Genomic DNA, 25,936 nt, shown 5'->3' on the forward strand with positions numbered 1-25,936 from the left:
CTTTTTTGCAAGCAAACAAAGAAATTATAATTATTAAAAAACAAACCGTCCTAAAAAAAATATTTCGATTTATGTTCATCATTTATACTGTAAAACTTGTGTTTGTCTTATATCTCGCGAAGAAGATGCTAACTGTACTTTGAAATTTCCTGGTTCAACTTTCCAATCATGAGTTTCAACATCCCAAAAAGCTAAATCCTTAAAATTCAGTTGAAATGTAACAATGGTAGACTCTCCTGGTTTTAGATGTACTTTCTGAAAATGTTTCAATTCGCGAACAGGTCTATCAACACTAGACTTCTCATCCGATACATATAATTGAACTACCTCAGCTCCTTCATACTGGCCTACATTAGTTAATTTAACACTTACAGATATATTCCCATCTTTGTCTATTTTCTTAGATGAGAGTTTCATATCTGTATATTTGAACGAAGTATAAGACAACCCATGTCCAAATGGAAAAAGAACATCGATTCCTTGACTATCATACCAGCGATATCCCATAAAAACACCTTCCTTATAATCTACAGAAATAATTTGGTGAGGTTTAATATTACTACGAAAATGGTTATTAGCTTCAAGAGAATCTTTACCAAGCCAATAGTTTTTATAAAAATTGTTATTCCCATACCAATAAGGTTTTCCACCTATATAATTAAATTCTGGATCTTGTGAATCTTTAAAATCAAACTCAAGTGTAAAGGGTAATTTTCCCGAAGGACAAACCTGACCACTTATCAAATTAACAAGTATATTTCCTCTCTCTTGTCCTAAAAAATTAGCCCAAAGCACAGATTTTACTTCATTTAACCAAGGCATTGGTAAGCCATTACTAGAGTTTATCAAAACAACTATATTAGGGTTTAATGCAGCTGTCCATAAAATTCGGTGATCCCAACCAACCTCAAAAGGTACATCTAGCCCCTCTCCTGCTTCCTTATTTAAACTATAAATCACCACATCCGCTGCCTTTACCTGATCTTCCGTAGGAGTATTAGTCCATTCAAAATTTTTGTAATACTTATCCAATCCATCTGCATATGTAATGTGGTCATATCCTTTTACAAAACCACTTCCTTTACCACTATGAAGTTCTGGTGGTCCTATTAACAGAATATTAGTTTCAGGATCTTTCAAAGGGAGGAGATTGTCATCATTTTTAAGAAGACATACAGACTCCTCGCCTATTTTTCTAGCCAAATCCTTATGTTTTTCCATATCAGACACATAACTTTTGTCTTTTATGGGGCGATCATAAACCCCCATCTGAAACAAAGGCAGTAGGTTTTGGTACACCTTAATTCTAAGCAAAGAATCAATCTCTGTTTTTTTATCTGGGTGCTCAATTAAATAAGGTTTTAGAAAATTTAAAAATGTATCAGAATCTGGCATAAGCAAACTCATACCTGATTTAGGAAACATGTCTTGTAGCTTAGGGAAATAATTGGTGTTTTGCCAATCTGTCATTGTGATTCCGGTAAATCCATATTCTTTCCTTAAAACTCCGTTTAGTAATTTATCATCAACTGCATTAGGAACACCGTTAATTAGATTATTTCCAGTCATAATAGCTTTAACATCTGCTTCACGAATAGCATGTTCCCAAGGTGGCAGATAAATTTCTCTCATTGTACGTTCGTCAATATTAGTACTGGTAATGTGTCGGCAAAACTCCTGATCATTGCCTAAAAAATGCTTTGCGGTTGCTAAAACATCTTGACTTTGAAGTCCCTTAATAAATCCTGAACCTATAAGCGAAGTAAGTAATGGATCTTCTCCGTAGTATTCATAATTTCTTCCACTAACAGAAAACCGTTGCATATTTAAACCTGGCCCTAACAAAATATCAACACCACAAATGCGACACTCTTTCCCTATACCAACCCCCATTTTCTCTGACAATTGTACATTCCATGTTGCTGCTAAAGCTAATGCTCCAGGAAAAGATGTACTAGTCTCTTCATTTGTAAAGGCCTTTCTAAGATTTACACCCTGAGATGCATTAGCCATAAAAATAGTTCTAAGACCAAATCTTGGGAGACTAGGTACAAAAAACTTATTCCAGCCGCCAATCATATTAAGTACTTCTTCAAATGTGAGCATATCAACCACATTTTTGGCTCTTACTTCTGGACTAAGTTCTGTGTTCTGATATATTGCTCCATCTGGAAGATTGTTAAATTCAAATAATGGTTGATTCCATTCATTTTGGGCTTGGGATAAACCAACATAAAACATGAATAAAGTCAAATAAATATATTTTCTCATTTTAAATTCTTATTAGTATTTTTAGTTTATTCAAATTTATCTCAGCACATTCTTCTCGATATTTGAAAGCCAAGTTTCTACATTTACTGCTGGAACATCTAGTTGTCTAAACTGTGGTTTAAAATTGGGATATCCTCCAACTTCACTTTGACTATTAATGATACTACCACTATTGTTAACAGCTTCTTTAACTACTCGTTCATCTATTTCATCACGCAAAGCTGGAAATGCCCCGACGTCCAATACAATTTCATCAATTACATCATTTGCTGGAATAACCAACAACCCATTTATATTAAAAAATTGCTCATCATTTCTGATTATTTCTGGACTAAACTCAAACAAATTAAATCCATCACCCTGCAAAATATTATCTTGACCATAAGCGTATGCATCTCCTTTTAAAAGATAGAATTTATTTCCAGTTGCAGAACCTGCAAACAAAACATTTCCTATTACATCTAAAGTGGGATTGTCAAGTACCATATCTACCCCTTCCCATTCTGATATGGGATACCCTGCACGAATAGCAGCACTTCCTGGATTTACTATAAGATTATTAACAATAACTCCTGTTGTATTGGCTTTAAAAAAAGGATTACGATCCTTATTTTGAGCATACAAATTTCCTGTAATTAGCACATTTTGGCTGTTATCTAATATTAAAGTTCCTTTTGAATGTTCTCCTTTAGCATGTGAAGAAACGCTAAGTGCTTCAGCAATAATATTATTACTCAGTACTACATTTCTTGATGTATGGCCAACTCCAAGAAATCGATTTCCAGACATCGAAAGGTTTTCATCAACAGCCCAAGTAATTGAGCAATGATCAATAAGAATATGATGTGCATTCTCTCCATAAATTGTAATTCCGTCTGGTTCCCAACCACTAGCTACTTCTTGACCTGCATCTCCTGGTCTTATCTTTAGATGTTTAATGATTACATCGTGGGTGGTAATAATTAATCCACCTTTAATTAAGGTTATACCAGGAAAAGGAGCTGTATACCCTGCTACTGTAACATTAGGATTGGAAATAGTTAGATTTGTCATTTGTAGATCAATAACTCCACCTACTTCGAAAACAATGATACGAGGGAAATCTGATTCTAGGGCAGCTTTTAAAGAGCCTTTGCCTGATAAATTGAGGTTGGTTACTTTTATAACTTCTCCGCCAGCACCACCTTTTGTAGCTAAATCAGAAAAAGGTTTTATTTCTTCAGCAGTATTAATTGTAGAACTTTCATCTTTGTTAACCACGTCTTTAACGGGGTTACAAGCCTGAGTAAATATCAATACGACTGATATTAATATATTTAATTTAATACTTCTATACATGATTTTGTTTATAATGATTTTTCAGTTAAAGCTGCTGCACACCATAAAAGCGGTGCTTGACCATGAAGATCTCCTGTTGTTTTAGGTCTGTTTAAATAGTGGTTTCTATCATTTTTTATACCCGTACCAACGCATACCTCTGTTAACTCATTATTTTCATCTAAATAACTTACAAGGGATAACCATCCTTTTCTTGCTGCTGCTCCATAAATATCTTCATCTAACCAACCTTCTTTTACACCTACAATAAATGCATATGTAAACATTGCAGTGGCCGATGTTTCTTTCCAAGCATCTTGATCATCAATGATTTGACGCCACATACCTTCTTCTGTTTGATTTTCTAAAAGAGCTTTCATCATAGACTTATAACCTTTCATTATACGCTCTTTATTTAAATTTGAATTAGGTAATACTTTTAATAAATCTGCCATTCCTACTGCCATCCAACCATTACCTCTACCCCAACTGTAATGAGCACTTGGAGCATGGTAAAAAAGTCCATTATCTAATTGTATTTCATTTAAATACAAGATCATTTCTTTAGCTGCACGATCTATGTATTTATGATTATTTGTAACAATATAAGCTTGCTTTTGTAAAGTGGTAATCATGTACATATCGTCTATCCAGATTCTTGTTTGCCAAGAATACCCATTGTTATGCCACTCTTTTTCTTTTTCAGTACTATTTTTTGGTAATTCCCATTGAGAATCAGCATATTTTATTCCTAGGTTAAAATATTTCTCTTTTCCTGTTTGTCTATATAGTTCTAAAGGCAAAGCTCCAAAAACATTGTTATCGACATGATTGTGTTTTGGTTTCAAATGCGCCTCATTGGAAAAAATTGGAGTAAATCTATCTTCAAGTCGACATAACAGTTGCTTATCATTAACAGCCTCTGCAAACCAGAGCCCCCCTAACCATGTACAAACTTCCCTATAAGTTATTTTAGTTACTGGCTTATTTGCCTTAGCGATTCCTTGAGGAGAATGAGGGGAATTAAGAAACTTAATCGTTACTTGTCTACCAATCTCTTCTGGAGAGGTACCAACAGGCCACTCTGCTAAATGACTATTCTCTATCTGAGCAAATAAGTTATGATTGATTAATGATATTACAAGTAATATATATATTTTATTCATTTTAATTAGTCTTATTTTATTATAGTTTTTGCATTAAATCTAAATACCTCTGAAGGAACTCTAGCCTGATTCATTATTTCTAATAATTCTTGGACTTTATTTGGTTTTTCTTTAGCTAAATCAATGCTTTCAGATGGATCATTTACTATATTGTATAGAGCTGTGGTAGTGAGACTTGAATCTAGTACATTATATTTTACTAGTTTCCAGTCTCCACTTCTAACAGCTTGTCTTCCCCCTAATTCATGAAATTCCCAATATAAATATGGGTGTTTTGGTTGTCTATCGACAAGACCTTTTAAAGTAGGAAAAAAGGAAATTCCATCAGTTGGCTCTGATAATTCTACTCCAACTATATCTGCAAGAGTAGGCATCCAATCCCAAAATGTTGAAACATGATTTGAACTAGTACCTTCTTTAATTTTTAAAGGCCACTTAGCTATCATTGGCACTCTAATACCTCCTTCGAATAAATCTCTCTTATATCCTCTGTAGGGACCATTACTATCGAAAAATTCAGGATCTGCACCACCTTCTTGATGAGGACCATTGTCTGAAGTAAAAATTACTAGGGTGTTTTCTTCTAAACCATATTCTTCAAGAGTATCCATTATCTCACCAACCTGTCTATCTAACATAGTAACCATTGCGGCATATGCAGCCCTTGGATTTTTTTGCGATCCATAAGCCCCCTTTCTAAACCCTTCTTCTCCAAAGTCTACACCCTCATAAGGTTGTTCTGGATCATATCTTCCAACAAAACTTTTCATGTTAGCTTCGGTTGTTTTTAACTCAGCATGCGGTATGGGTGTACTGTAATACATAAAAAAGGGAACGTCCTTATGTAATCGAATGTAATCAAGAGCATGCTCATGGATGAGATCTGGCGCATATTGTTCTTCTTTTCCATTATTATTTTTATTAAGAATCACCTTTTGGTCATTATGCCACAAGTGATCTGGGTAATAGTTATGTGCAAGGGTTTGACTGTTATAACCATAAAAAACGTCGAATCCTTGACGATTTGGATCCCCAGTTGTATTGATATAGCCCAACCCCCATTTCCCAAAAGCAGCAGTAGAGTATCCTTTTGTTTTAAACATTTCAGCTAGCGTAAAAGACTCTTCTGGTAAAGGCCACTGACCTTCTGGTTCAACTCTTATATTGCCTCTTATAGGGGTGTGTCCTGTATGGTAACCAGTTAATAGTGCAGATCTTGAAGGGGCACAAACTGTACTACCAGCATAGTGCTGAGTAAAAACCATCCCTTCTTTTGCTAACTGGTCAATTCGTGGCGTGCTAAAATGAGTTTGTCCAAAACAGCTTAAGTCTCCGTATCCTAAATCGTCTGCCAGTATATATATAACATTGGGAGGCGCATCAATTTCTCTTGTCTTCTGAGAGCAGGATAATAAAAATAACGTTGCAAATATTATTGCACAAATAAAGGCTCTTTTTATAAACATTACTTCTTAATGTTTTAGATATAATAAATTAGTACGTACATGTATATATTATACATGCTGATTTGAAAATATCGGCAGAACAGAACGTCCTGCCGATTAGTATTAAACCACACTTAGTTTACATTTTTAGTAAACTCTCTCTTACTTAATGCCTATATTTAATAACCAAAATTCTGATCTGAATCTGAAATATTAGGATTTGCAGCTATTTCCGTACTTGGTAATGGTAATAGCATAATACGTGGATTATCTTCATACTCATGGTCATATATAGTACTAAAATCATAAACAGGATGACTATTATGTACATCAATAACATGGGTTTTGAACCAATCATACCCTCTTCTACGTATATTAAACCAGTCATGCCCTTCACCTAATAATTCATATGTGTATTCTTGCATAATAGCTTCTCTGAATTCTTCTTGTGATAAACCACTCCAGTCTGCAGGTTCTGTTGCATTTGCTCCTCCTGATGTTCTTGCTCTAGATAAAACTTCATTAACATAAGTATAAGCACCAGATGGCCCATTCAGCTCATTCTCAATTTCAGCCATCATTAGTAATAAATCGGAATACCTATAAACAACCAAATTTTGATTTGTAAAGTAACTCGTCTTTGTATGATCTTTTACAAAATACTTAAAACAAAATGGGTAGCTTTCTCTAATTTTACCTCTCTGCAAAGTATGAGGATAGGTTTTTACGGTAACGGTATCACTAATAGAGCTACTTTTATATCTTAAAAACGAGGTTACAAATGTTGTTGCTATTCTTGGGTCATCAGGATATCTATTTACGTGACTATCATAAACTTCAAGGTTTACAAACATTTTTCCTGCCATATTTCTACCTAAGTTACTCTGATTTGCCGAATACAATTGTTCCCATTGATAAGTATAAGTTTCGTTACCTTGGAGTTCAAAAATACTCTCTTTAGTATTATTACTTGTTTCAGGATACCAAAGTGTACTCAAATCTGAAACAAGTGAATAATGTCCATAAACCTCTGAGGCTTCTTCTTTAGCCATTTGCCAATAGTTAGTTTCTGAAGCAGTTTGGTTGCCTGCCAAAGTCATATAAATTTTAGCAAGTAACATACTTGCTGCCTGACTACCAGGTCTGCCCGCTTCTTGAGTTGAAACATCTTTCAGTAATTCTTTTGCTTTTAATGCATCGCTAATAATTTGTTCATAAATTTCATCTAAAGAAGATTTGGGTAGATTGGCATTTTCTGGTGTTACTCTTCCTACAACCAATGGAACTTCTCCCCATATTCTTACAATGTTAAAATACATCCAAGATCTTATGAAATAAGCCTGTCCTAGTATATTGTTTTGTTCTTCAACCTCTTCCAATGATACATTGGCTAAACCATCAATTAAGTCATTTGCTCTCCCTATTGTAGTGTAAAAACCTACCCATTGTCTTGTTACAAAATTGTGTGAGGAATATGGAGATAAATTACCTATTACATTGGCTAAACCATTATTACCCATTCCAAATAAACCAGAACAACCTGTAACTAATTGAGGAAAAATACCTGACATTGCTTTAAAATTCCCTACATACGCATAGACACTATTTAATACCGTATTTGCCCCCGCAACATCCTGAAACATAGTATCTCCCGCAAAATTCTTAGGTTCTTCTTCTATACTACACGACAATGTAATTGTAGTGATTAGTGCTATATATAATAATATTTTAAATTTCATCTTATTTATATTTTTAGTTGCTATTTTAAATTTCATCTGATTAGCTATTTTATGTTAAAATGATATATTAATACCCACCAAATAGTTTTTAGCATTTGGTGTACCTAACCAATCAACTCCCATAATACCTCCTTCAAACATGTAGCTAGTAGCCACAGGATCATATCCACTATAATTTGTTATAGTAAAGAGGTTATTGGCTGAAAAATAGATATTTGCTTTTGATAAAAAATTTAGATTTTTTACAGGCAAATCATATCCAATAGTTATATTATCTAACCTTAAAAAACTTCCACTTTCAACCATGCGATCTGTAAACTGAGATTCACCATAATTCCATCCAATTCTAGGATAAGTGTTTGATGGTGCATCTGTTCTCCAAGCATTTACATAAGCATCATTAAGAGCATTAGAACTAGTAAGAGTTGCATATCCAATTTGAGAGAGTGTAGCGTTGGCAACATCATTACCGTAAACTCCACTAAATAATGCTGAAAGATTAAACCTTTTATATTTTGCTGAAAGATTAAAACCGTAGGTAAAATCAGGGTTTGGATTTCCAATAAATGTACGGTCATCGCCATCAATATTTCCATCATTATTTTGATCAACAAAAACAACATCTCCAGCTACATTGCTTATTCCATTAAAAGTTGGACCTGCAGTTGCATCTTCATCTGTTTGATAAATGCCATCTGTTTTATATCCCCAGAACATTCCTATTGGTTGACCTTCCATAAAAATATTTGCTGGAACTTGTAACGACCCTGTAGAAATTATTTCTCCAAAATAAAAAACTTTTTCAGATTCCTGACCGTTAATCCATACAGTAGACGGTGCTAATCCTAGTTTTTCAATTTTATTTCTATTAATACCAATGTTACCACCTACTGTAATATTGAGATTTGGAGAATCGACAGCTACATAATTTAGGCTCATTTCTATCCCTTTATTTGATATTTCACCCAAATTAACAGGCATTGTTGTGAAGCCATTAGATGGTCCTATTTCTAACTGTTGAAGTAAATCTTTAGTGTTTTTTGTGTACAAGTCAATATTGGCAGTAAGTCTGTTATCTTTCATACCTATATCAAGCCCTAAATTAAACTGGTTTGTAGTTTCCCATGTCAAATCAGGGTTAGCTATACCTGATACAACATTACCAACTATAATACCATTATTAGTATCTACATAATTACTAGTTGTGGTAGGTCCATATTGAGAAAGTGTACTGTATGCAGATATTGATTGATTACCTGTTTGCCCCCAACCAACTCTTAGCTTAAGGTCATCAAAAAGACCATTATCTAAAAATGGTTCATTATTTAATTTCCATGCCAATGCTACGGCAGGGAAAAAGCCCCACTTATTACCATCGGCAAATTTACTTGACCCATCTGCTCTAAAAGATGCAGTAACTAAATACTTATTATTAAGTGTATAATTGGTTCTAAATAAAAGGGACTTTATCGATTCATCTAAATACGTAAATGCCAAGGGTCTAACAACATTTTGTCCAGCTTGTGGAGATTTAGTTCGCAATGACTGAACTGGAAAATCTGCAACCTCATATCTACCATATTTTGAATTATTAGCATCATATGTAAATCCAATTGTAGATTTTATTCTATGTTTTTTTCCAAACTTCTTGTTATAAGATAGCAGATGATTCATTGTATATGAATATCTTCTCAAAGTAGAGATTCCTAGGTTTCCGTTTTGTAAATTCCCTCTATAGGTAGTAGTACCATACCATACAGATCTTTCCTTATTACGGTAATCTAGACCAATTAGAAAGCTATACTTTAAATTGTCTGTAATTTTGAATTTTAGAGAATTTACCGCTTGTATACGCATTTCTTCGGTAATATCATCATAGTCATTTATCCAAGCATAAGGATTGGACAGTTCACTTTCTACATCTATAGACTCATCACCAGTTAACAAAGGTCTATATTTAAGTGTTTGCAATGTAAAACTCCTATTAGAACCACTTCTGTTGCCTGCTTGTGCAAAATCAAGTTCTCTATAATTTAAGCTCATTCTTGTATCTATCTCAAGTCTTGAAGTTAGATCTCTAGAAAGATTTAACCTTAAATTTCCATTTTTTAAGTTTGAGTTTTTAACTAAACCATTTTGATCTCTATAATTGGCTGAAAAGTAATACTTTGTTTCATCTGCTGCTCCACTAATTGTAATTCCTGTATTAGTGCTTAATGCAGTTTCATACATTTCGTCTTGCCAGTCAATCTTTCTCACAGGCTGCTGTCCAATAATAGCTTCTCCATCATCATAGGTAATAGGATAGATATTTTGTCCATCTATATAAAATTCTGGGTCGGCATTATTCAACTCTGCTTGTTCTAACCGAAATTTTGTATAAGTCATAGGACTCATCATATCAAGTTTATTAGAAATAACAGACAAATCGCTTGAAGTGAATACATTAATAGTTGGAGCGCCCAACTTCCCTTTCTTAGTAGTAATTAACACCACACCATTGGCTCCTCGGGATCCATAGATAGCAGTGGCAGAAGCATCTTTTAGTACTTCCATACTAGCTATATCTTGAGGACTTATTCCAGTTAGCCCATTTTGAGGGGCTTGGTACTCATTAGTATCATCAACAGCTTGAAGCACATCTTCACCTCCAGAATCCACAATAACACCATCAATAACATAAAGCGGTTGACTTTTCCCACTCAAAGTATTGATTCCTCGAATGTTTACATTAATTGATTGTCCAGGATTACCAGCATTGGAAGATACCTGCACACCTGCTGCTCTACCTTGAAGCATCATATCTACAGAGTTATATTGACGGGATACATTTTCTTCAGCCTTTACACTAGACACGGCACCTGTAAGGTCTTGTCTTCTTACTTCACCATATCCAATTACTACAACTTCATCAAGTAGAGCTAAATTTTCTTTTAATATTATAGAAACATTATGCTTACCTTTTACAGGAAGTTCTACTGGCTCATAACCTATGTAGCTAATAGATAAAATAGCATTTTCATTTGCAACATTAATAGAAAATTTTCCATCAAAATCTGTAGTTACACCATTATTTGTTCCTTTTTCAATAACATTAGTTCCCGGTAACGGTAGTCCTGCTTCGTCTTTTACCTCACCACTAATCCTATATGTTTGAAGAGTAATGACTTCATCAGGTTTTGGATTAGTTGAGTTTTCTAAAATAGTAATGGTCATGTCATCTGTGACCTCAAATTTAAAATAACCTGGTTTTAAACTTTGATTTAAAAGTTCTTCCAGTTCAATCTCTCCTTTTCTTAGTTGAATCTTAGGATGATTTTTAAACAGACCTTTAGGGTAAATCAAACCATAATTTGTTTGCTTCTTAATTATTCTAAAAACTTGATCAACTGTTGCCAACTGATCTTCATTTATAGATATTTTTATCTGAGAAAATGAGTTTTCAGAGTTGAGGCTAAAAAGAGTTGTACAAAATAGAATGATAAATAGTCGCATAACAAATAGAAGCTGTTTTCTTATCAATAAAAAGTAATTCTTACATTTAATTTTCATAAATTAGCATAGTTTTAGTTAGACATTAGTTTAATTAAATACGGTAAAGAGCAGAAGTTGACGCACCGCTAAATGTTAGACTTCGCTCTTTTTTTATTTTTTATATTTATTATTTTAGCAACAAAATTTTATCTTTAAATTCATAATCTTTTATGACTCCAAAATGTTTAATTCTGGATATTATTTTTTCAATATTTTGATCCTTTCTTAAAAGCCCAATAAACTCTTTATTTTCAATATTTTTGTTTTCAAATACAACTTCAATATCATACCACCTAGATAACACTTTCATTATTTCTTTTAAAGAAACTTCTTCAAAGCTAAAAATGCCATCTTTCCATGAAATCTCATTATAAACATCTACCATTTTCACTTCTAAATCTCCTGTTATGGTATTAAAATTTGATTGCTGTTTTGGAATTAAATTTTGACTTTTATTTTCAAAATTCATAGTTACTTTTCCTTTAACCAATGTTGTATAAATATTATTTTCATCTTTATAAGCTTTTACATTGAACTCTGTTCCAATCACTTCTATTTCTTGCGATTTATTAAATACTTTAAACTTTGAGCCTTTGTGGTTGCTACTTGGGGAAACATCAAAATATGCTTCACCATAAACCAACTCTACTATACGAGATTCTCCTTCAACAAAGTTTACAGGGTATTTTAATTGAGATTCTGAATTTAGCCATACTTGTGTACCATCAGCTAAAGTGATAAAAAATTGCCCTCCTCTTGGTACTGTTAAATAATTATATTCAACCTGCTTTGTTTTTTGTTTACTAGGTTTATATACAATCTCTTCACCATTACTTTTAACATTTTGGGTCTGGTAAGAAGCTCCTACTCCCAAAAAAACATCAGACCCATCTTCTAAAGTAAGCATTGCTTTGTCTTCACCCGGTTTTATTTTTGTTTTTTGTTCAGTTGATACTATTTTTGTTTCTGGTGATGAAGTATAATCTTTAAAAAAGACATAACTTATTCCTATTGCAATTATTAAAATTGCAGCATACTTAAACACGTATCCTATCTTATCAAAACGTCTATTCTTTTCTATTACTTTAATTTGTTTTAATATTTTCTTTTTCTCGATTTCCGTATCAAAATCACACATATTTACATCTATTAGAAAGTTAACTTTAACAAAATCTGAAAAAAGCTGACTGTTAGTCTCATCACTAATCCATTCTGTTAACTCAATTAATTCATCGAAAGAAGCAACTTTTGAAAAATATTTTATGATTAAATTTTCAATTTTATTATTCACGTTCTTTTACCTTTTATTATTAAGACGTATCAATTTCATAAAATACGTACGCATTTTTTATTTTTTTTATATATTTACATAGCAATTTTTATCATATTATCTTGAATGCTGTATTTTTAAACGAGGAATTCCTTAAAGAAGAGTTAAAAAAAGGTAATCATAAAGCATTAGTTTTTTTGATGGATACCTATCATCAACCTCTTTGTGTTTATGCTTATAGCCTATCTAATGATTATGATGGTGCTAAAGATATTGTTCAGAGTGTTTTCATTAAATTATGGGAAGACAGAAAAAAAATTCAATCTATTAAATCTATAAAGCGGTTTTTAAACAAATCTGTATATAATGAATTTATTGATCAATGGAGAAAAGACAAAAGAATGCTATCCATTGAAATAGAACACTATAAAGCTTTAGAAACGATAATAAATGATGAAAAAAATGATTTAACAAATCAAATAAAAATGGTAAATACTGCTATTGAAAACTTACCACCTAAATGTAAAGAAACCTTTTTATTAAGTAAAAAAGAGGGGTTAACAAATATTGAAATAGCAAATTTTATGGGGGTATCTATCAGGACTGTAGAAACTCAAATAAACAAAGCCTTCCGCATACTTAGGAAAAACCTCAAACAAAAAATTAAACCTATATTATTTGTACTATTAGGTATTAACTCTAATGAATGTCATTTTAAATTAAATTAATAAAATTTAAATTATAACCTTATTGTAGTTTCTTTATTGATTGTTTTTATTTCTATTGATAGTTTGGATATGGACTTGCAACAAAAAAATGGACAATTAGTTGAATGATTATGCCGCTAGTTCAAGGTTATACATATCTAATTCAAATTCTTTAATAGTTCTATTTCCTAAAAAGGAATGTCTTCGTTTATTATTGTACCTAGTTTCTATCCACTGAAAGATGGATAATTCGGCCTCCGATCTTAATTTATAACTATGTATATAAATCCATTCGACCTTTAAAGATTTAAAAAAGGATTCTGCCACTGCGTTATTCCAACAATTCCCCTTACGGATCATAGATTGACTTACCAAACCATTAAAGCTTTTAATTATGGAAGTGAACCTATGACTGGCATACTGTATCCCTCTATCCGAATGGAATATCAAGGGCTGGGTCAGCGTTGTGCTTTTAATGGCCATATTCATGCCTTTACAATGGTGCCCTCTGTAGTCAGGTTATCACTTAAAGACCATCCTACAACCTTTCTGTTAAATAAGGCGATAATCACCGTAAGGTAAAGCCAACCTTGCTTGGTTTGGATATAAGTAATATCGCTTACCCATACTTGGTTTTGTCTTTTTACATCAAAGCATTGATTCAGCAAGTTGGGAGCTATTGGATAACTATGGTTGCTATCTGTTGTTCTAAACTTGCGTTTTCTTTTGGCCAGCAGATCATTGGCCTTCATCATACGCGCTACTCTTGGCTTAGATACCTTATGGCCTAATGATTCCAGTTCGGATTTCATTCTAGGTGCACCATAGCTTTCATGGCTATCCTTGAATATGGTTTTGACCAGTGAACTTATCTTCTGATTTTCAATCCACAACTTACTTGGCCCTGTTTGCAACCAATGGTAATACCCGCTCTTACTAACTTTTAATACTTTGCACATCGTCTCAACAGGAAATTTCATTAAATGCTGTTTTATAAACCTGTATTTTTTTTGTCGCTCACGGAGAAGATGCCAATCGCCTTTTTTAAGATATCTCGTTCTAGCTCGGCTTCTTTTAATGCCTTTTTTAATCGAGCTATCTCTTTTTCTTCATCGGTCATTTTAGGCTTGCCTCGACCAGAAAACTGTTTTTTCCATAATCCTTTAGTTCTTTACGCCAGCGGTAAAGTACTGATGAAAATATATCCAGATCTTCACATACTTGTTTTACATTGCCTCTGGCATAACTTAACTCAACGGCTTTTTGTTTAAATTCTAAGGTGTAATGTTTAGATTTTCTTCTCATAATTGCTAAAATAAAAACTAGCAAACATATTCTCTCTTCTTTATGTCCAGTCTAATGTAGTAATTCCAAAATGATTTTTATTCCAATGCACAATGCAAGGTAAAGGAATATCAATGGTTTTTTCTAAATCAATTTTGACCCCTAAAGATTTAAACCCAATTTTTTCAGCTGCATCACTTAAACTCAATAAACTACTACCTTCTCTAGTAGTTTCGCTTAATAATCTAATTTGATTCAATGAAATAATTTTCCCATAATATTTAGCTATAATTTTAATACAAGTAGGACCGCAATCTTTAAAATCCGGTTGTTTGTAAAAAGGGATTTTTTTTTCATAAAATTCTTTCAGTGGATTATATCAAGTGTTAATCTATCTTTGATACAGTAGATTTTGTTTTTAAAAACTCACTTAACTCAATGGTATAGATGTTTGGTGAAGGTCTTTTTGAATAATCCGTTTCTTCATAACCGCCTATTAAATACAAGGTGTCGTTATAACAGTGCATACCGGCATCCTGAAGCTGTAAGTTAAGATGGTAGTTTGTTAAAATGTTTTTTTTGGTATCATAGACCATCATAGTTCCATTATTGTAAATATAGATATCATTGCCGTTTACTGCCAGTGCAGGACGTTTGATGGCAATAGGCAACTGCCCTATGGTTTGCCAAATGCCCGTGACCAAATCAAATGTTTCAATGGTTGAAAGTTCTTGCCCATTATAACCACCTATCAAGTATATTTTATCACCTACTACCACACCATTCACTTCCTTGGGATATGGCATTTTGGTAAGCTCGTACCAAAGACCAGAATTAAAATTGTAAACATGAACACCGTCCGGATAGAGCTCCTTTCCCTGACTGCTTTTCTTGTACGAACCACCCAAAACCACCAGATGATCCTTATACACAACCGAGGTGAAATTGATGGCCTGATGGGGATTTGTACGGTCAACCTTTACGGATAGGGAATCCAGATTTATAACATCTATGGTTTCATTTAAGTACTCGAACCTGCCATTGGTGGATATACGTTTTCCTCCCAAGGCAAAAAGGGTATTGTTGTGATAATTTAAATTGTGGTAGGCCCGGTTGTGTACCAACTTTAAGGTATCCGTCCACTCACCTTTCCCAATATCATACACCTGTATTTTTTTGCTGTAACCTTTCCAAGAAAACTCATTATGCCTACGCATTTGATATAGTAAATCATCTAAATCACTTATCATTTCATTTGCCTTTCTTACTGCCTTTTTAGCTACATCCGTATTAGAAGTTTCATCACCACCAACTATATAGATTTTATTGTTTACAACGCAAGCCCCAAAGTCAAAAATACTTTGTTTTAAAGACGTTAATTTATCATATTTTAAGTTTTCCCTCAATTTACGTTTACCCTTTAGCTCCACTTCGCTTAGACCTTCCACTTTTTCAGGAAGTACAACTGTATAATTTTTGTCTTTTAGCTCTAAAACCGATAATTTTAAAGTTGAATATCCCAACATGGAGAACTGAAGGGTATCATTGTTTGAACGCACCTTTAAGGTAAATAGGCCCTTTTTGTCAGTTGTTGCACCTTTGTTAGTATGCACAAGGGTTATGTTTACGTCTGCCAATGGGAGATTGTCGGTATCTACAACTTTCCCTTTTTATATTCTGGGATTGCAATTGATGGGCTAAAAAACAAATTAATATAAGTGATACTATTTTTTTCATGTGCTTATTTTAAAAAGTTTTATTATTAGTTTTTTATTTCTTTAAAATTAAGATTTTTAATATTTATTTTAGGGCCTTCATTATTCCAAAAAACACATAGCTTGCTTTTATATCAATTTCTTTGGCGTAAACTGTTCATATCCTCACTAATTTTCTTTTAAACAACTCTGGTGTGGATAGCTTGGTATGGCCTAAAAGTTTTGAAACTGTTTCAATGGGCACGCCATTACTTAAAGTGACCGTTGTAGCAAATGTATGACGTGCAATGTGAAAGGTTAGGTGCTTCTCGATTTTTAGTTTTTTGTTTACTTCTTTTATGTACTGATTCATCTTTATATTTGAATATACTGGAAGTAATTTACCTATTTGGATGCATTTTGGATGCTCGTGGTATTTTTCGATAATTCTTAAAGTAGCATTTAAAAGAGGCACACGAACTTTTGTTGCTGTCTTTTCCCTTTGTGTCATTAACCATTTGTTACCATCGATACCCAACACAATATTCTCTTGGGTTAGAGAACACATCGCAATACGCTAAACCTGTATAGCAGGAAAACACGAAAATATCCCTTGCTATTTTATGGGTTTGTTTCTCCAGAGTTGAAGTTTCTAAAGTGTTTAGCTCTTCTTCGGTCAGGTAATCTCTTTCCACTTTATCAAAATGCAGTTGGTAATTTATAGCTGAGTCTTTTTCCAACAATTCCTATTTTACACCCAATTTGCATAGCTTTTTAAAACGTTCTATATGTTCCATTAAGCCATTATTGTTGAGATTGGGAAGTTTCAGCAAATACTGTTCAAAATCTATTACATAGGCATAGTTAAGCTGTTTTAATTGGATGTCATCAACTTTGTATATCTTCTTGATGAACTTTTTAAGATAACTTTCAGTCGTCTTATAGTTTTTAAGCTCCTGGTTTAAGAACCGCTTGCATTGTCTTGTTGTGATAGCTTACCAACTGTAAAAGGGTTCTGTGCTGTTCGTCTGTTCCCAAATAACAGGATTTGACTGTAGCTACTGTTATTAGTTTTCCTTCTTTTTGAAGTTCGCCATAACTATCGTATAGTTTGTTTCTAACTTGTTGGATGTAGTTGTTTAAAGCTCGTGCTTCTTGGGTATTGCCTTTTACTTTGCCTTTGTTTTTATCCCACAACTTTTGGGAAACATTTCGCTTTAAACTGATTTCGGAACGCTTACCGTTAACGGTAATACGAACAAAGATTAAGGCATTGTCTGTCTTTTTGGAATTAAGGCGTGTAAAAAAGGTTACACCAAAGGTGGTTGAAGTTTTCATCTTGAAAGTGTTTTGGTTGAACAAAATGTTCGTAACACGAAAATCAAATCACTTTCAAAAAATTCTTATGTTTTGGTGAGCCTGTCTACCGACAAAGGTAAACTCACCGAATCACTCACCTATAAACTCACTTTTGTTTTAAGCGGGTTTGTTTTGTAAAAATAGCCAAATCCTTTGTTTATAAGGTATTCGGCTATTTTTTATTGTTTTTTGGTTTTGTTTAAAACCCTTAAAAGTCGGGGTGGCAGGATTAATTAAAACATCACCAACCCTTATAATTACTGTATTTTTGTACTATTATCTTTTGGTGTTCAACGAATTGTTCACTAAATTCTATAAGATCCACTTTAAAACAATATTTGCTTGCCTTTAATCGAATAAAAATACAAATTATATTTAAGGATATCTTATTTGACTCTTTAAAATTAATTTATGGCATCAAGTTGTTTTTGCTATATTCTAGGCTTCCTTAAAAGATAAGGTTTTTAATATAATCACATGCTTATGTTTATAATATAGCATAGTAAGAGATACTGAGGGATTCGAACCTCTTTCACCAACCCTTATATGTTTATTGGGTTTTCCTTGCCTATGTTTTTGTTACTAACCAAATTACGGACAACTTTTGGTAATCTTGCTTCGCAGATGTCAAATTTAACTATAAAATATTAAACATATATATGCCAATCTAAAACACTAAAATGCATCGGTGTGACTTGAAGAATATTTTTTACGCAATGTTTTATAAATCAAAAAAAACGGATTAACCGAACTTTAAACTGTATTCAAAACAGTACATTCAGTGGCGAAACTTAGGGGTGTTTCGCAAAGTAACATTAATAATAATTAGCTTATTGGAGCTAATCTTAAAGCGTCGGTTTTACCAAGAAATTCCCATATTATCAGATGAATACACAATCTACAACTTTAATTCTTCGGAAATCTCCAAGGCAGTTTCAATGTCATTGGCCAATTCTTCCACTAGCTTCATACTGTCCAGCTTTCCTGATGGAAATGAAAACAGCCCATTCTCATTTTTTACGGCCACATACATTTGTCTATTTTGAAAAGACATCGATATGGGTCGGTCAAATTCTTCTTTTAAAGCAACAATTTTTTCCATGATTGAAGCGGATAGAACATAACGGGCCTCCACTTGGTCGGTACCGTACACCATAAACTTGCTGGTAAACCTTGGATCTTCCAAATGTATTTCCTGTTCTTCCTTAAAATTAAAACTGGCCAATCGGTCCAATTTTGTCATTTTGTTTTTGGACAATACCACCGTATGGCCGTTCAATTTCTTTTTAAACCGCAACCAACAGAACATACCTCGAAAAGAATAGTTGGTGTTATCTACCAATTTTTTGGTTACCATATTCTTGAATACGGTCTGGTACATAACGCCTAACATATTTAGAACGGGAATACGCATTAATATACCCCAAAACTTGTTGGCTATATTGTTTTCCACAATGCCCAAGTCCGTTATGTTTATTTCTGTATTATTGGTTCTTCGTCTAATCTGTCCGTAACTATAAACTGGTGCTTCTTCCTTTATCCAAGGGAATAATTTGCTTTTTACCACTTCATTGGTTGGAGCCATTACACCTTGGGTAAACTCAACTTGTGGAAACAGCATTTTGACTATTTTAGCAATGGTTTTCTGTTCCGTGGTTTTGAATTTTTGAAATGCCCTGGTAAAAAAGATGGTGGTCGGATACAAAAGGACCATCAGCCCCATTATTGGATAGAGGGATGCGTAGGGATCGGTGTGACTGTTCTTGAATACATCCAAAAAAGCCAAAGAAGTATTTTGGAGCATTGGTATGTATTGTATGCCCAACAATGCAAGCATAAATATGAGGTACACACCGGTAATGCCCCACATGACTCTTTGCAAAAAAAGGGTGCGCTTCTTTTTTTTATAAAGTGTATCCAACACTTTGCTGGTTTCGGAATAGGCCGTTACTATGCGTTCTTGCATTATCTTACTATTAGGGCCATTTTATGGTGTTCCACGGACTGTCTGGACTTTCCAAAACCTGTTTGTAAAGGTGGAATACTTCTTCTTTGTACGTATTGGAATTGGCACTCATATCTATGGCAAAACCAAGGGCAAAGCTTTTTCCAAAATCTTCCCAAGAGGAAAAATGTTGCAAGGCCAATGCTTTGGCAAAATTGATGACCTTCCAGGCTTCTTCCTCAGAAATAAGATTGCCGGTATAGGCTTTACGTGCCTGTCCTACCAATACTGTCGCATCATAACCTGCCACACCAAGCTCTAATTCGGAATCAAAAAGGATGATGCCTTTTTGCTTTAAACTGTTTAGGGCTTCTCCAGAACTTAACGTTTTCAAATAACGATGGGCCCGCTCATTACTGCCGAATTTTTGATCCATTAGTTCGCCCCATTTTTCTTGAGGTTCGTTTTCAATCATTCCTTGGATAAAATCAAAGTACCATCGCCGACCATCTTTCATAAAATACTCGGTCAAATCCCAATACCCTTCCACGGTATCAATGCCCCAACCTTCCAGATAGGGTTTAACATCTTTGGCAGTGAGAAATGATAGGGTGTTGGTGTTGGCTTTCCACCATTCGGCTATGGGCGTATACAAGGCTAAGCCAAATAATTGTTCTTGATTGAGGTCACTGTTTGGCGACTTTCTAAATTTTGCCTTCGTCTTGGCAGGGGCATCGTATTCTTTCTTTCCAATTTTAAAATAACGAATGGCATAAGAAGCAATAGCGATGGCCAGTATCACATAACCGTACCAGGGTAAGTTTTCGAACATTTGCATGATTTATGAATTTAAAAATTGATTAACGTTGATTTCTTTTTGTTCCGATTTAGGAATTTCCAATAGCGTACCGGGTTGGTCTTTTCGAATACCCGCGATAATACTTGCGGGAAACATTTCTATGGTATTGTTATAGCTGGTGACCGCCGCATTGTAGGCACGTCGTGCCGCGGATATCTGGTCTTCAATATCAGAAAGTTCATGTTCGATGTTCGTGAATTGCTTGTCGGCCTTTAAATCAGGGTAATTTTCCACGTTGATGTTCAACCCGCCAATAATATGCGTTAGCTCGTTTGAGGCCTTTATTTTTTCGTTCGCCCCAGAGGCTTTTTCAACAGTACTGCGTAGTTCTGTGATCTTTAGCAAGGTTTCCTTCTCATGCGCCAGGTATTTGTTGAGCATGGCGATAAGGTTCGGAATCAAATCAAACCTTTTTTTAAGATAAATCTCAATGCTGCCAAAAGCTTGTTTGATTTGATTTTTTTTACCAATTATCCGGTTGTTGACAATAATGCCAATAAGCCCGATAAGCGCTAGAATTGCAATGGCGATAATGATTTTCATATTACTTTTTTTAAATGGTTATATGCGTAACTGTTGAAATTCCCACTCAAAAGGTTTGCCCAAAGACTGGATTGTTTTTAAGTGATCTAACTCAAATTTTTGTAAGGTCTCCTTATATTCTCGCTCATCGTCCTCATTGCGGGTTTCGGTTATTATTTTCAGTGTTTTATTTTGAAAATCGATGCTATAATTCATTTCATCTCCCGACACCCTTTGGGCTGCACTTTCCTTATATTCGACCAATTCAAAAGCGCTATTTTGAAACCTGAAAATGTATTCGTGGGAAGACCATGTGGTACATTCACGACATGGCCATATATAAAACTCAATTTGCAAATCTCCATTTGGAAGAATTTGAAGCCCTTTAAAAGGTTCTTCCATCGTGGGTGTATTTCGGTTGATGATAAACGCGTTGGATTGAAGTACTTTTTTCAATTTTCCATTGCGTTTGCCAAAGTAGATACCCAATACCCTCGGGTTAATGTGTAGCGTATCGCTATCAGAACCGTCCTTGTAGATATATTTTTTCTCTATGGGACTTTCGATCGCAAATACGATGTCTTTATAACCGTCTCTGTTTAGGTCTCCTGAAGCTTTTGACAAAATTTTATAATGGGTCGGGATTATATTTTGCATTGACCTTCCCTTGGCGGGCAGCTCAGGCAACATAGGTTCACTTTGGGCGTAAAACACCTGAACCAAAAAGAATGCTATCAAAAATGGGATGTTCCTAAAATTCATTTCTAGTTTGTTTTCAACGTCAATTCATTGTTTTGATACACGTAAATGACATTGTTGTTGGTCTTAAGCGTGTCTTCTGAACCAGGCTTAAGAATTACTTCTTCAGATTTGAGGGCGAAAACAAGGCTGCCTTCTATTTCATTTATCTCTAAAACATCTGTCAAATAAGTATCCAAATTTTCATCATAGGGTTCAATGTCAAGAGTTCCCATAGACTTCAGGGTTCCGTTTTCAAGAATAAAAGCCTCACCTCCAAATGGATATTCAAATGCCATTTGACAAATAATAATGACTTTGTCCGATGCGTTGCTTTTATAAAAATGGGGCTCAAATAGATAGGCGTCACCTATACCTTTTGATCGGTATACTATTTTGTTGGATGCATCCAACATCAAAAGCCTATCTCCCCAATCCGTTTCGGTATCTGGGGCTACGGTTCGTCCGTCTTCTAGTTTATAGTTTCCTGCTGCTATTTTGAATGCCTCCAACTTATAGGCGTGATCTACATCAAACCTGTCTATGTGAATGCCCTCCAATTTTTCTGGATCGTACTCGGAAAATAAAATAGCCCCAGAATCATGTTCGGTATACGTACTTCCATTGAATTTCAAGACATTGTTTTTAACTTGAAATGATTTTTCTGTTTGGCATTCCCCATCATTATCTTTAAACATCTTGGTTTCGGTTGTCTTGTTGTTTATCAGAATATCAAGATGGTCATTGGTCTTCTTAGTGCTCATCACCATCGCTTTTTCTTCATCTTTAAATCTTCCGTCACAATCCCCATCCCATTCTCCACGATTCATGGCAACAGTATAATTGGCAAGTACCTTGATCAAACTATCTTTTGATTTCATGAAAAGGGACAGTGTTTTATTTTGGTATGGATTAACCCTTGAGTGTCCGAAGTAGGAAACGTACAAACCGAAAGCCACTTTGTTTTCAGTAATCTCAAATAAATTTGGGGCAATCTGAATTTCATTTAACTCAATGGCATCAGAAATCCATTGGTTGGTCTGGTGACTTTCAAAGTACTTGTTCATTATTTTTCCAGAACGGTTGTCCGCAATAACAATGTGGCTGTTGAGGTCAAAATACTGTTCGCCTTCATCCACGACTTCTGGGATGACCACAATGCTTTCGTTGGGATTGTCTGGATGTTCCAGAGTAGTGATCAAATCGGTCTTTGTTTGCACCCAATCCAAATTCAGGTCCGTTAAAACGCCATTGATCAGTGCAAAATTATTAAAGGAATCGTTCAATCTTTTGGCATCTATTTTTTCAATGGTACCATTACTCCTAATTCCATATTCAATTTCTTCCACTTCTTTGGTGTTGCCCCAAAATATTTTGTTTATCGTTAGTTTGCTTTCGCTAATTCGGGAGACTGTCCTGGACATACCTTCGGCTATTTCATCGAAAGCTACTTGTTTGTGATCTATGATGTTCCCCACCGTATCATAATTGATTATAATCGTCTCCATTTCATGATCCCCGTGTTGAATGGTTGTTACAATGGTGTGAAAATTTGTATTCATAGGTAACTTATAGATGGTGATCGCTCTGTAATTATGACCTTCCGAATTAAAATCAGGATAGATTTGATTCAATTTCAAAGCTTTGGCATCTACCTCATCATAATCGTCTTCATCGATAAAACTGTCAAAATTTGTGTCTTCGATGTGTGGCAATTTTTTGGTTTGGCTGTTGGCAATTACTTCGGCAAAATCTAAATGCACGCTCTTCGGTAAGGTGTCCAAAGCCGTTTCAATGACTTCAACGGCGCCTTGGGTTTCGATCTCCGGTTTTTTATCCGTTTTGGGGCCTTGGCCACAGGAGATTGTAAGTACTAGTAAGGCTATGTGATATTGAATTTTCATTTAATGCCGATTATGGTTTATATAAATCCACTGTTTTTAGTTTCTTATGCTATATTACGTCAATGACTTTTTCGAGTAAATAATGCACTATGGCGACGAGTACAGTGATCATTAGCAATACCGCCAAACGGATAACCGTCCTTTTCGGGTTGCTTTTTAGTTTCTTTCGTAGGTAAAAAATATCTAACAACACGAAGCATAATGCAATGGCGCTCCCAACCCACAGACCAACTTGAATCATTCCTATATCATAAAATAGATGTAGCAAATAGCCCAATCCTTCTTCGCTTACCGTATTGGCTCCTAAGACCAAACGCATATAGCCAATGCCTATGAACAACGACAACAGCGTCCAAAATAGATAGGCCAATATGTATTTTAAAATTCGCATCTATAACATTTCTTTCGTGCAAACAGTGTCTTTTTCAACTTCATCGGGCATTCCCTTTAGTTTCTCAAAAAAATGGGTGCCGGCCATATTTAGTCCTTGCGCTACATCGCATACATAGATAAAAGCATCTTTTTGATTGCTGCTTCGGGTTCTGTAGACCGAATTGGTCAGTATCCAACTATTCTTGTTAAAGGCTATGTGATGGTAGGCCTCGTTTAGTCCGCCATCAGGAAAGGCAGTTTTAATGAAAAAACCATCGGGTTCTGCGACCACATCAACAATTTGATTGCCTCCATCTTCAGAGAAATTGGTGGTTTTTAAAGCGAATTGGTATGCTTCCCCTTCATTTGTAAAGAGCAATAGTTCGTCTCCTTGATAAGGCCCTGCACTTACTATTTTATCAAGTACACCATCGTTGTTGATGTCAATATCCCTGATAAAAAAGTGCTCGTTTTCCATGTAATCCGATAAGGAGTAGGTGCTATTGGTTTGGTCATCTGGAAATGGGTCCGGATTTTCATTGTCATCAAAAAACGCTGTTTCAAATAAATCTTCTAAAATCTGTTTTTTCGAAGTATTTAAATGAGATGCAAAATCAGCATCAAATTTTGGATGTGGCCCGTCAAAGAGAAAGAATAGCACCGATTTTGCCTTTTCCTTATTTAGCTCGTTTATCAGGTAATATTTTTTGTGTTCCCTTACATAGTTTAGCACATGATGTTGAAAGTAGTTGACCCCATCTGCTTCCCATTGTCCGTTCTCACAAATACGGATAATATTTTTTTCATAACTAGGGTATTTGTTGGTTCGCAACAGATAAAACAAGTATTCGATATAATGTACACTGTGTTCGTAAAGTTCATGGGGAGCGTTATTTGGTGCATCCCAGCCAAAATAGCTTTGGAATTGTTTAAAATCTTTAGGGAACTGCCGTAGAAACTCTTCTTCATCCTTATCTGCCATAGCAATATATAGGTTATGGATGCTGATGTCCTTGGGCTCTTGGGTACTTTTCTCGGCTGGAGCTTCCCATTCGTCCGCGTTTAATTTTTCTGAAGCTTCCATAAAGAAGGTATTCACCGAATCTTTAGCTTTTTGCTCTTTTTCAACACGCTTGTCCTCCTGGCCACAAGACAGTAATAAGAGTGCTATAATGACAACTTGAAACTTCATTTTACACGTTTTGTTTTAGGATAAATACCATTTGAAAAAATATTCTTTAGGCTGTCGGCTTTGAAGAATTCACCTTCTTTAAAATAATTGATTTCGCCACAGTATAAGGTTGAATCATTTAGGCATGGGTCATAATAAAACTCTGCCAAGCGGTAATCCCGGTACATACCCAGTTCTTCGCTTACAAAGCCCCCAAAATCCTCTTCATGGTCAATAAAATAGCCTGTGCCAGCTTCCCCAATAAAACCAAAGGTCATTCCCCCGTATTCATAAAAATAAATCCCATTTTCGCCGGTATACGAAAGTGGTTTTCCGGTTTTATGCTCGGTCTTTAGGTGCGCCTTTATTTTTTCTTGTATGGTCTTCTGTACTACGGAATAATCTTTATCCGGATATTTTACCAAATACAAATTGGGATATACGTTTGACTGAATAAACCGCATATCCTTAAAAAAGAAGTGGTGGATTACCAGTCCCGTCGCACCAAATACCAACACGACCAAAGCTGCCTGAACTCGTCTTTTGCTTTTTAAGGTCCACTTAAAAAACCTAAAAGCAAGGATCAACAGCAGAATTGCTGTAATAATCAGAATGGCAATGACTAGTATGAACACAACG

20 protein-coding genes and 3 pseudogenes are annotated in these 25,936 nt (G+C 34.7%); 1 reads left to right on the forward strand and 22 read right to left on the reverse strand.

Annotated features, from left to right (window positions below; all coding sequences use genetic code 11):
• Positions 1 to 78: 78 nt before the first annotated feature.
• The 7 genes from J1D01_RS14810 to J1D01_RS14840 form a co-directional block, all read right to left on the reverse strand.
• Positions 79 to 2,271 carry a beta-glucosidase gene (locus J1D01_RS14810; protein ID WP_421151376.1) on the reverse strand — a complete coding sequence of 731 codons (2,193 nt, stop codon included), beginning with the start codon at positions 2,269 to 2,271 and terminating at the stop codon, positions 79 to 81.
• A 36-nt stretch (positions 2,272 to 2,307) separates the two neighbouring features.
• Complete coding sequence (locus tag J1D01_RS14815) at positions 2,308 to 3,609, reverse strand: pectate lyase family protein (protein ID WP_421151377.1); 1,302 nt, start codon at positions 3,607 to 3,609, stop codon at positions 2,308 to 2,310.
• 8 nt (positions 3,610 to 3,617) lie between these two features.
• A complete protein-coding gene (locus J1D01_RS14820) occupies positions 3,618 to 4,754 on the reverse strand; it encodes a glycoside hydrolase family 88/105 protein (RefSeq protein ID WP_421151378.1) in 1,137 nt (378 codons plus the stop codon).
• Positions 4,755 to 4,765: 11 nt separating this feature from the next.
• The gene (locus J1D01_RS14825; RefSeq protein WP_421151379.1) at positions 4,766 to 6,220 is read right to left on the reverse strand and encodes an arylsulfatase; all 1,455 of its coding nucleotides are present in this window, start codon (positions 6,218 to 6,220) and stop codon (positions 4,766 to 4,768) included.
• Between the two features lie 158 nt (positions 6,221 to 6,378).
• Entirely contained in the window at positions 6,379 to 7,938 is a 1,560-nt protein-coding gene (locus J1D01_RS14830; RefSeq protein ID WP_421151380.1) for a RagB/SusD family nutrient uptake outer membrane protein, read from the reverse strand.
• A gap of 54 nt (positions 7,939 to 7,992) precedes the next feature.
• Positions 7,993 to 11,490, reverse strand: a complete 3,498-nt coding sequence (locus J1D01_RS14835; protein WP_421151381.1) for a SusC/RagA family TonB-linked outer membrane protein — start codon at positions 11,488 to 11,490, stop codon at positions 7,993 to 7,995.
• A 109-nt stretch (positions 11,491 to 11,599) separates the two neighbouring features.
• A complete protein-coding gene (locus J1D01_RS14840) occupies positions 11,600 to 12,763 on the reverse strand; it encodes a FecR family protein (RefSeq protein WP_421151382.1) in 1,164 nt (387 codons plus the stop codon).
• Between the two features lie 101 nt (positions 12,764 to 12,864).
• On the opposite strand from J1D01_RS14840, the gene J1D01_RS14845 reads away from it, so the two are divergent.
• Positions 12,865 to 13,470 carry an RNA polymerase sigma factor gene (locus tag J1D01_RS14845; protein WP_421151383.1) on the forward strand — a complete coding sequence of 202 codons (606 nt, stop codon included), beginning with the start codon at positions 12,865 to 12,867 and terminating at the stop codon, positions 13,468 to 13,470.
• A gap of 108 nt (positions 13,471 to 13,578) precedes the next feature.
• Here the strand turns inward: J1D01_RS14845 and J1D01_RS14850 are convergent.
• From J1D01_RS14850 to J1D01_RS14920, 15 genes and pseudogenes are all read right to left on the reverse strand, one after another.
• Positions 13,579 to 14,778: pseudogene (locus tag J1D01_RS14850) on the reverse strand (IS3 family transposase).
• A 43-nt stretch (positions 14,779 to 14,821) separates the two neighbouring features.
• A pseudogene (locus tag J1D01_RS14855) lies at positions 14,822 to 15,103 on the reverse strand (cysteine peptidase family C39 domain-containing protein); the annotation flags it as partial.
• A 16-nt stretch (positions 15,104 to 15,119) separates the two neighbouring features.
• The gene (locus J1D01_RS14860; protein ID WP_421151384.1) at positions 15,120 to 16,139 is read right to left on the reverse strand and encodes a Kelch repeat-containing protein; all 1,020 of its coding nucleotides are present in this window, start codon (positions 16,137 to 16,139) and stop codon (positions 15,120 to 15,122) included.
• A gap of 33 nt (positions 16,140 to 16,172) precedes the next feature.
• Positions 16,173 to 16,391 (reverse strand): annotated as a pseudogene (locus J1D01_RS14865) (carboxypeptidase-like regulatory domain-containing protein); the annotation flags it as partial.
• Between the two features lie 214 nt (positions 16,392 to 16,605).
• Entirely contained in the window at positions 16,606 to 16,938 is a 333-nt protein-coding gene (locus tag J1D01_RS14870) for a site-specific integrase (protein ID WP_421151385.1), read from the reverse strand.
• A 10-nt stretch (positions 16,939 to 16,948) separates the two neighbouring features.
• Entirely contained in the window at positions 16,949 to 17,167 is a 219-nt protein-coding gene (locus J1D01_RS14875; RefSeq protein WP_421151386.1) for a hypothetical protein, read from the reverse strand.
• Positions 17,168 to 17,173: 6 nt separating this feature from the next.
• On the reverse strand, positions 17,174 to 17,419 hold the full coding sequence (locus J1D01_RS14880) for a phage integrase SAM-like domain-containing protein (RefSeq protein WP_421151413.1): 246 nt from the start codon (positions 17,417 to 17,419) through the stop codon (positions 17,174 to 17,176).
• Positions 17,376 to 17,765 carry an Arm DNA-binding domain-containing protein gene (locus tag J1D01_RS14885; RefSeq protein WP_421151387.1) on the reverse strand — a complete coding sequence of 130 codons (390 nt, stop codon included), beginning with the start codon at positions 17,763 to 17,765 and terminating at the stop codon, positions 17,376 to 17,378. Before J1D01_RS14885 ends, J1D01_RS14880 begins: the two co-directional genes overlap by 44 nt.
• 919 nt (positions 17,766 to 18,684) lie before the next feature.
• Positions 18,685 to 19,752, reverse strand: coding sequence for a DUF3137 domain-containing protein (locus tag J1D01_RS14890; RefSeq protein ID WP_421151388.1), 1,068 nt, complete (start codon positions 19,750 to 19,752; stop codon positions 18,685 to 18,687).
• Between the two features lie 10 nt (positions 19,753 to 19,762).
• Positions 19,763 to 20,569 carry a DUF1266 domain-containing protein gene (locus J1D01_RS14895; RefSeq protein ID WP_421151389.1) on the reverse strand — a complete coding sequence of 269 codons (807 nt, stop codon included), beginning with the start codon at positions 20,567 to 20,569 and terminating at the stop codon, positions 19,763 to 19,765.
• 3 nt (positions 20,570 to 20,572) lie between these two features.
• Positions 20,573 to 21,133, reverse strand: coding sequence for a LemA family protein (locus J1D01_RS14900; protein WP_421151390.1), 561 nt, complete (start codon positions 21,131 to 21,133; stop codon positions 20,573 to 20,575).
• An 18-nt stretch (positions 21,134 to 21,151) separates the two neighbouring features.
• The gene (locus J1D01_RS14905) at positions 21,152 to 21,874 is read right to left on the reverse strand and encodes a hypothetical protein (RefSeq protein WP_421151391.1); all 723 of its coding nucleotides are present in this window, start codon (positions 21,872 to 21,874) and stop codon (positions 21,152 to 21,154) included.
• Positions 21,875 to 21,876: 2 nt separating this feature from the next.
• Positions 21,877 to 23,754, reverse strand: coding sequence for a hypothetical protein (locus J1D01_RS14910; RefSeq protein ID WP_421151392.1), 1,878 nt, complete (start codon positions 23,752 to 23,754; stop codon positions 21,877 to 21,879).
• 391 nt (positions 23,755 to 24,145) lie between these two features.
• Positions 24,146 to 25,318 (reverse strand): hypothetical protein, encoded by a 1,173-nt coding sequence (locus tag J1D01_RS14915; protein WP_421151393.1) that lies wholly within the window; start codon positions 25,316 to 25,318, stop codon positions 24,146 to 24,148.
• On the reverse strand, positions 25,315 to 25,932 hold the full coding sequence (locus J1D01_RS14920) for a hypothetical protein (RefSeq protein ID WP_421151394.1): 618 nt from the start codon (positions 25,930 to 25,932) through the stop codon (positions 25,315 to 25,317). Before J1D01_RS14920 ends, J1D01_RS14915 begins: the two co-directional genes overlap by 4 nt.
• Positions 25,933 to 25,936: the final 4 nt, after the last annotated feature.

This window comes from Seonamhaeicola sp. NFXS20, assembly GCF_049132085.1.
In the GTDB taxonomy this organism is placed as follows: Bacteria; Bacteroidota; Bacteroidia; order Flavobacteriales; family Flavobacteriaceae; genus Seonamhaeicola.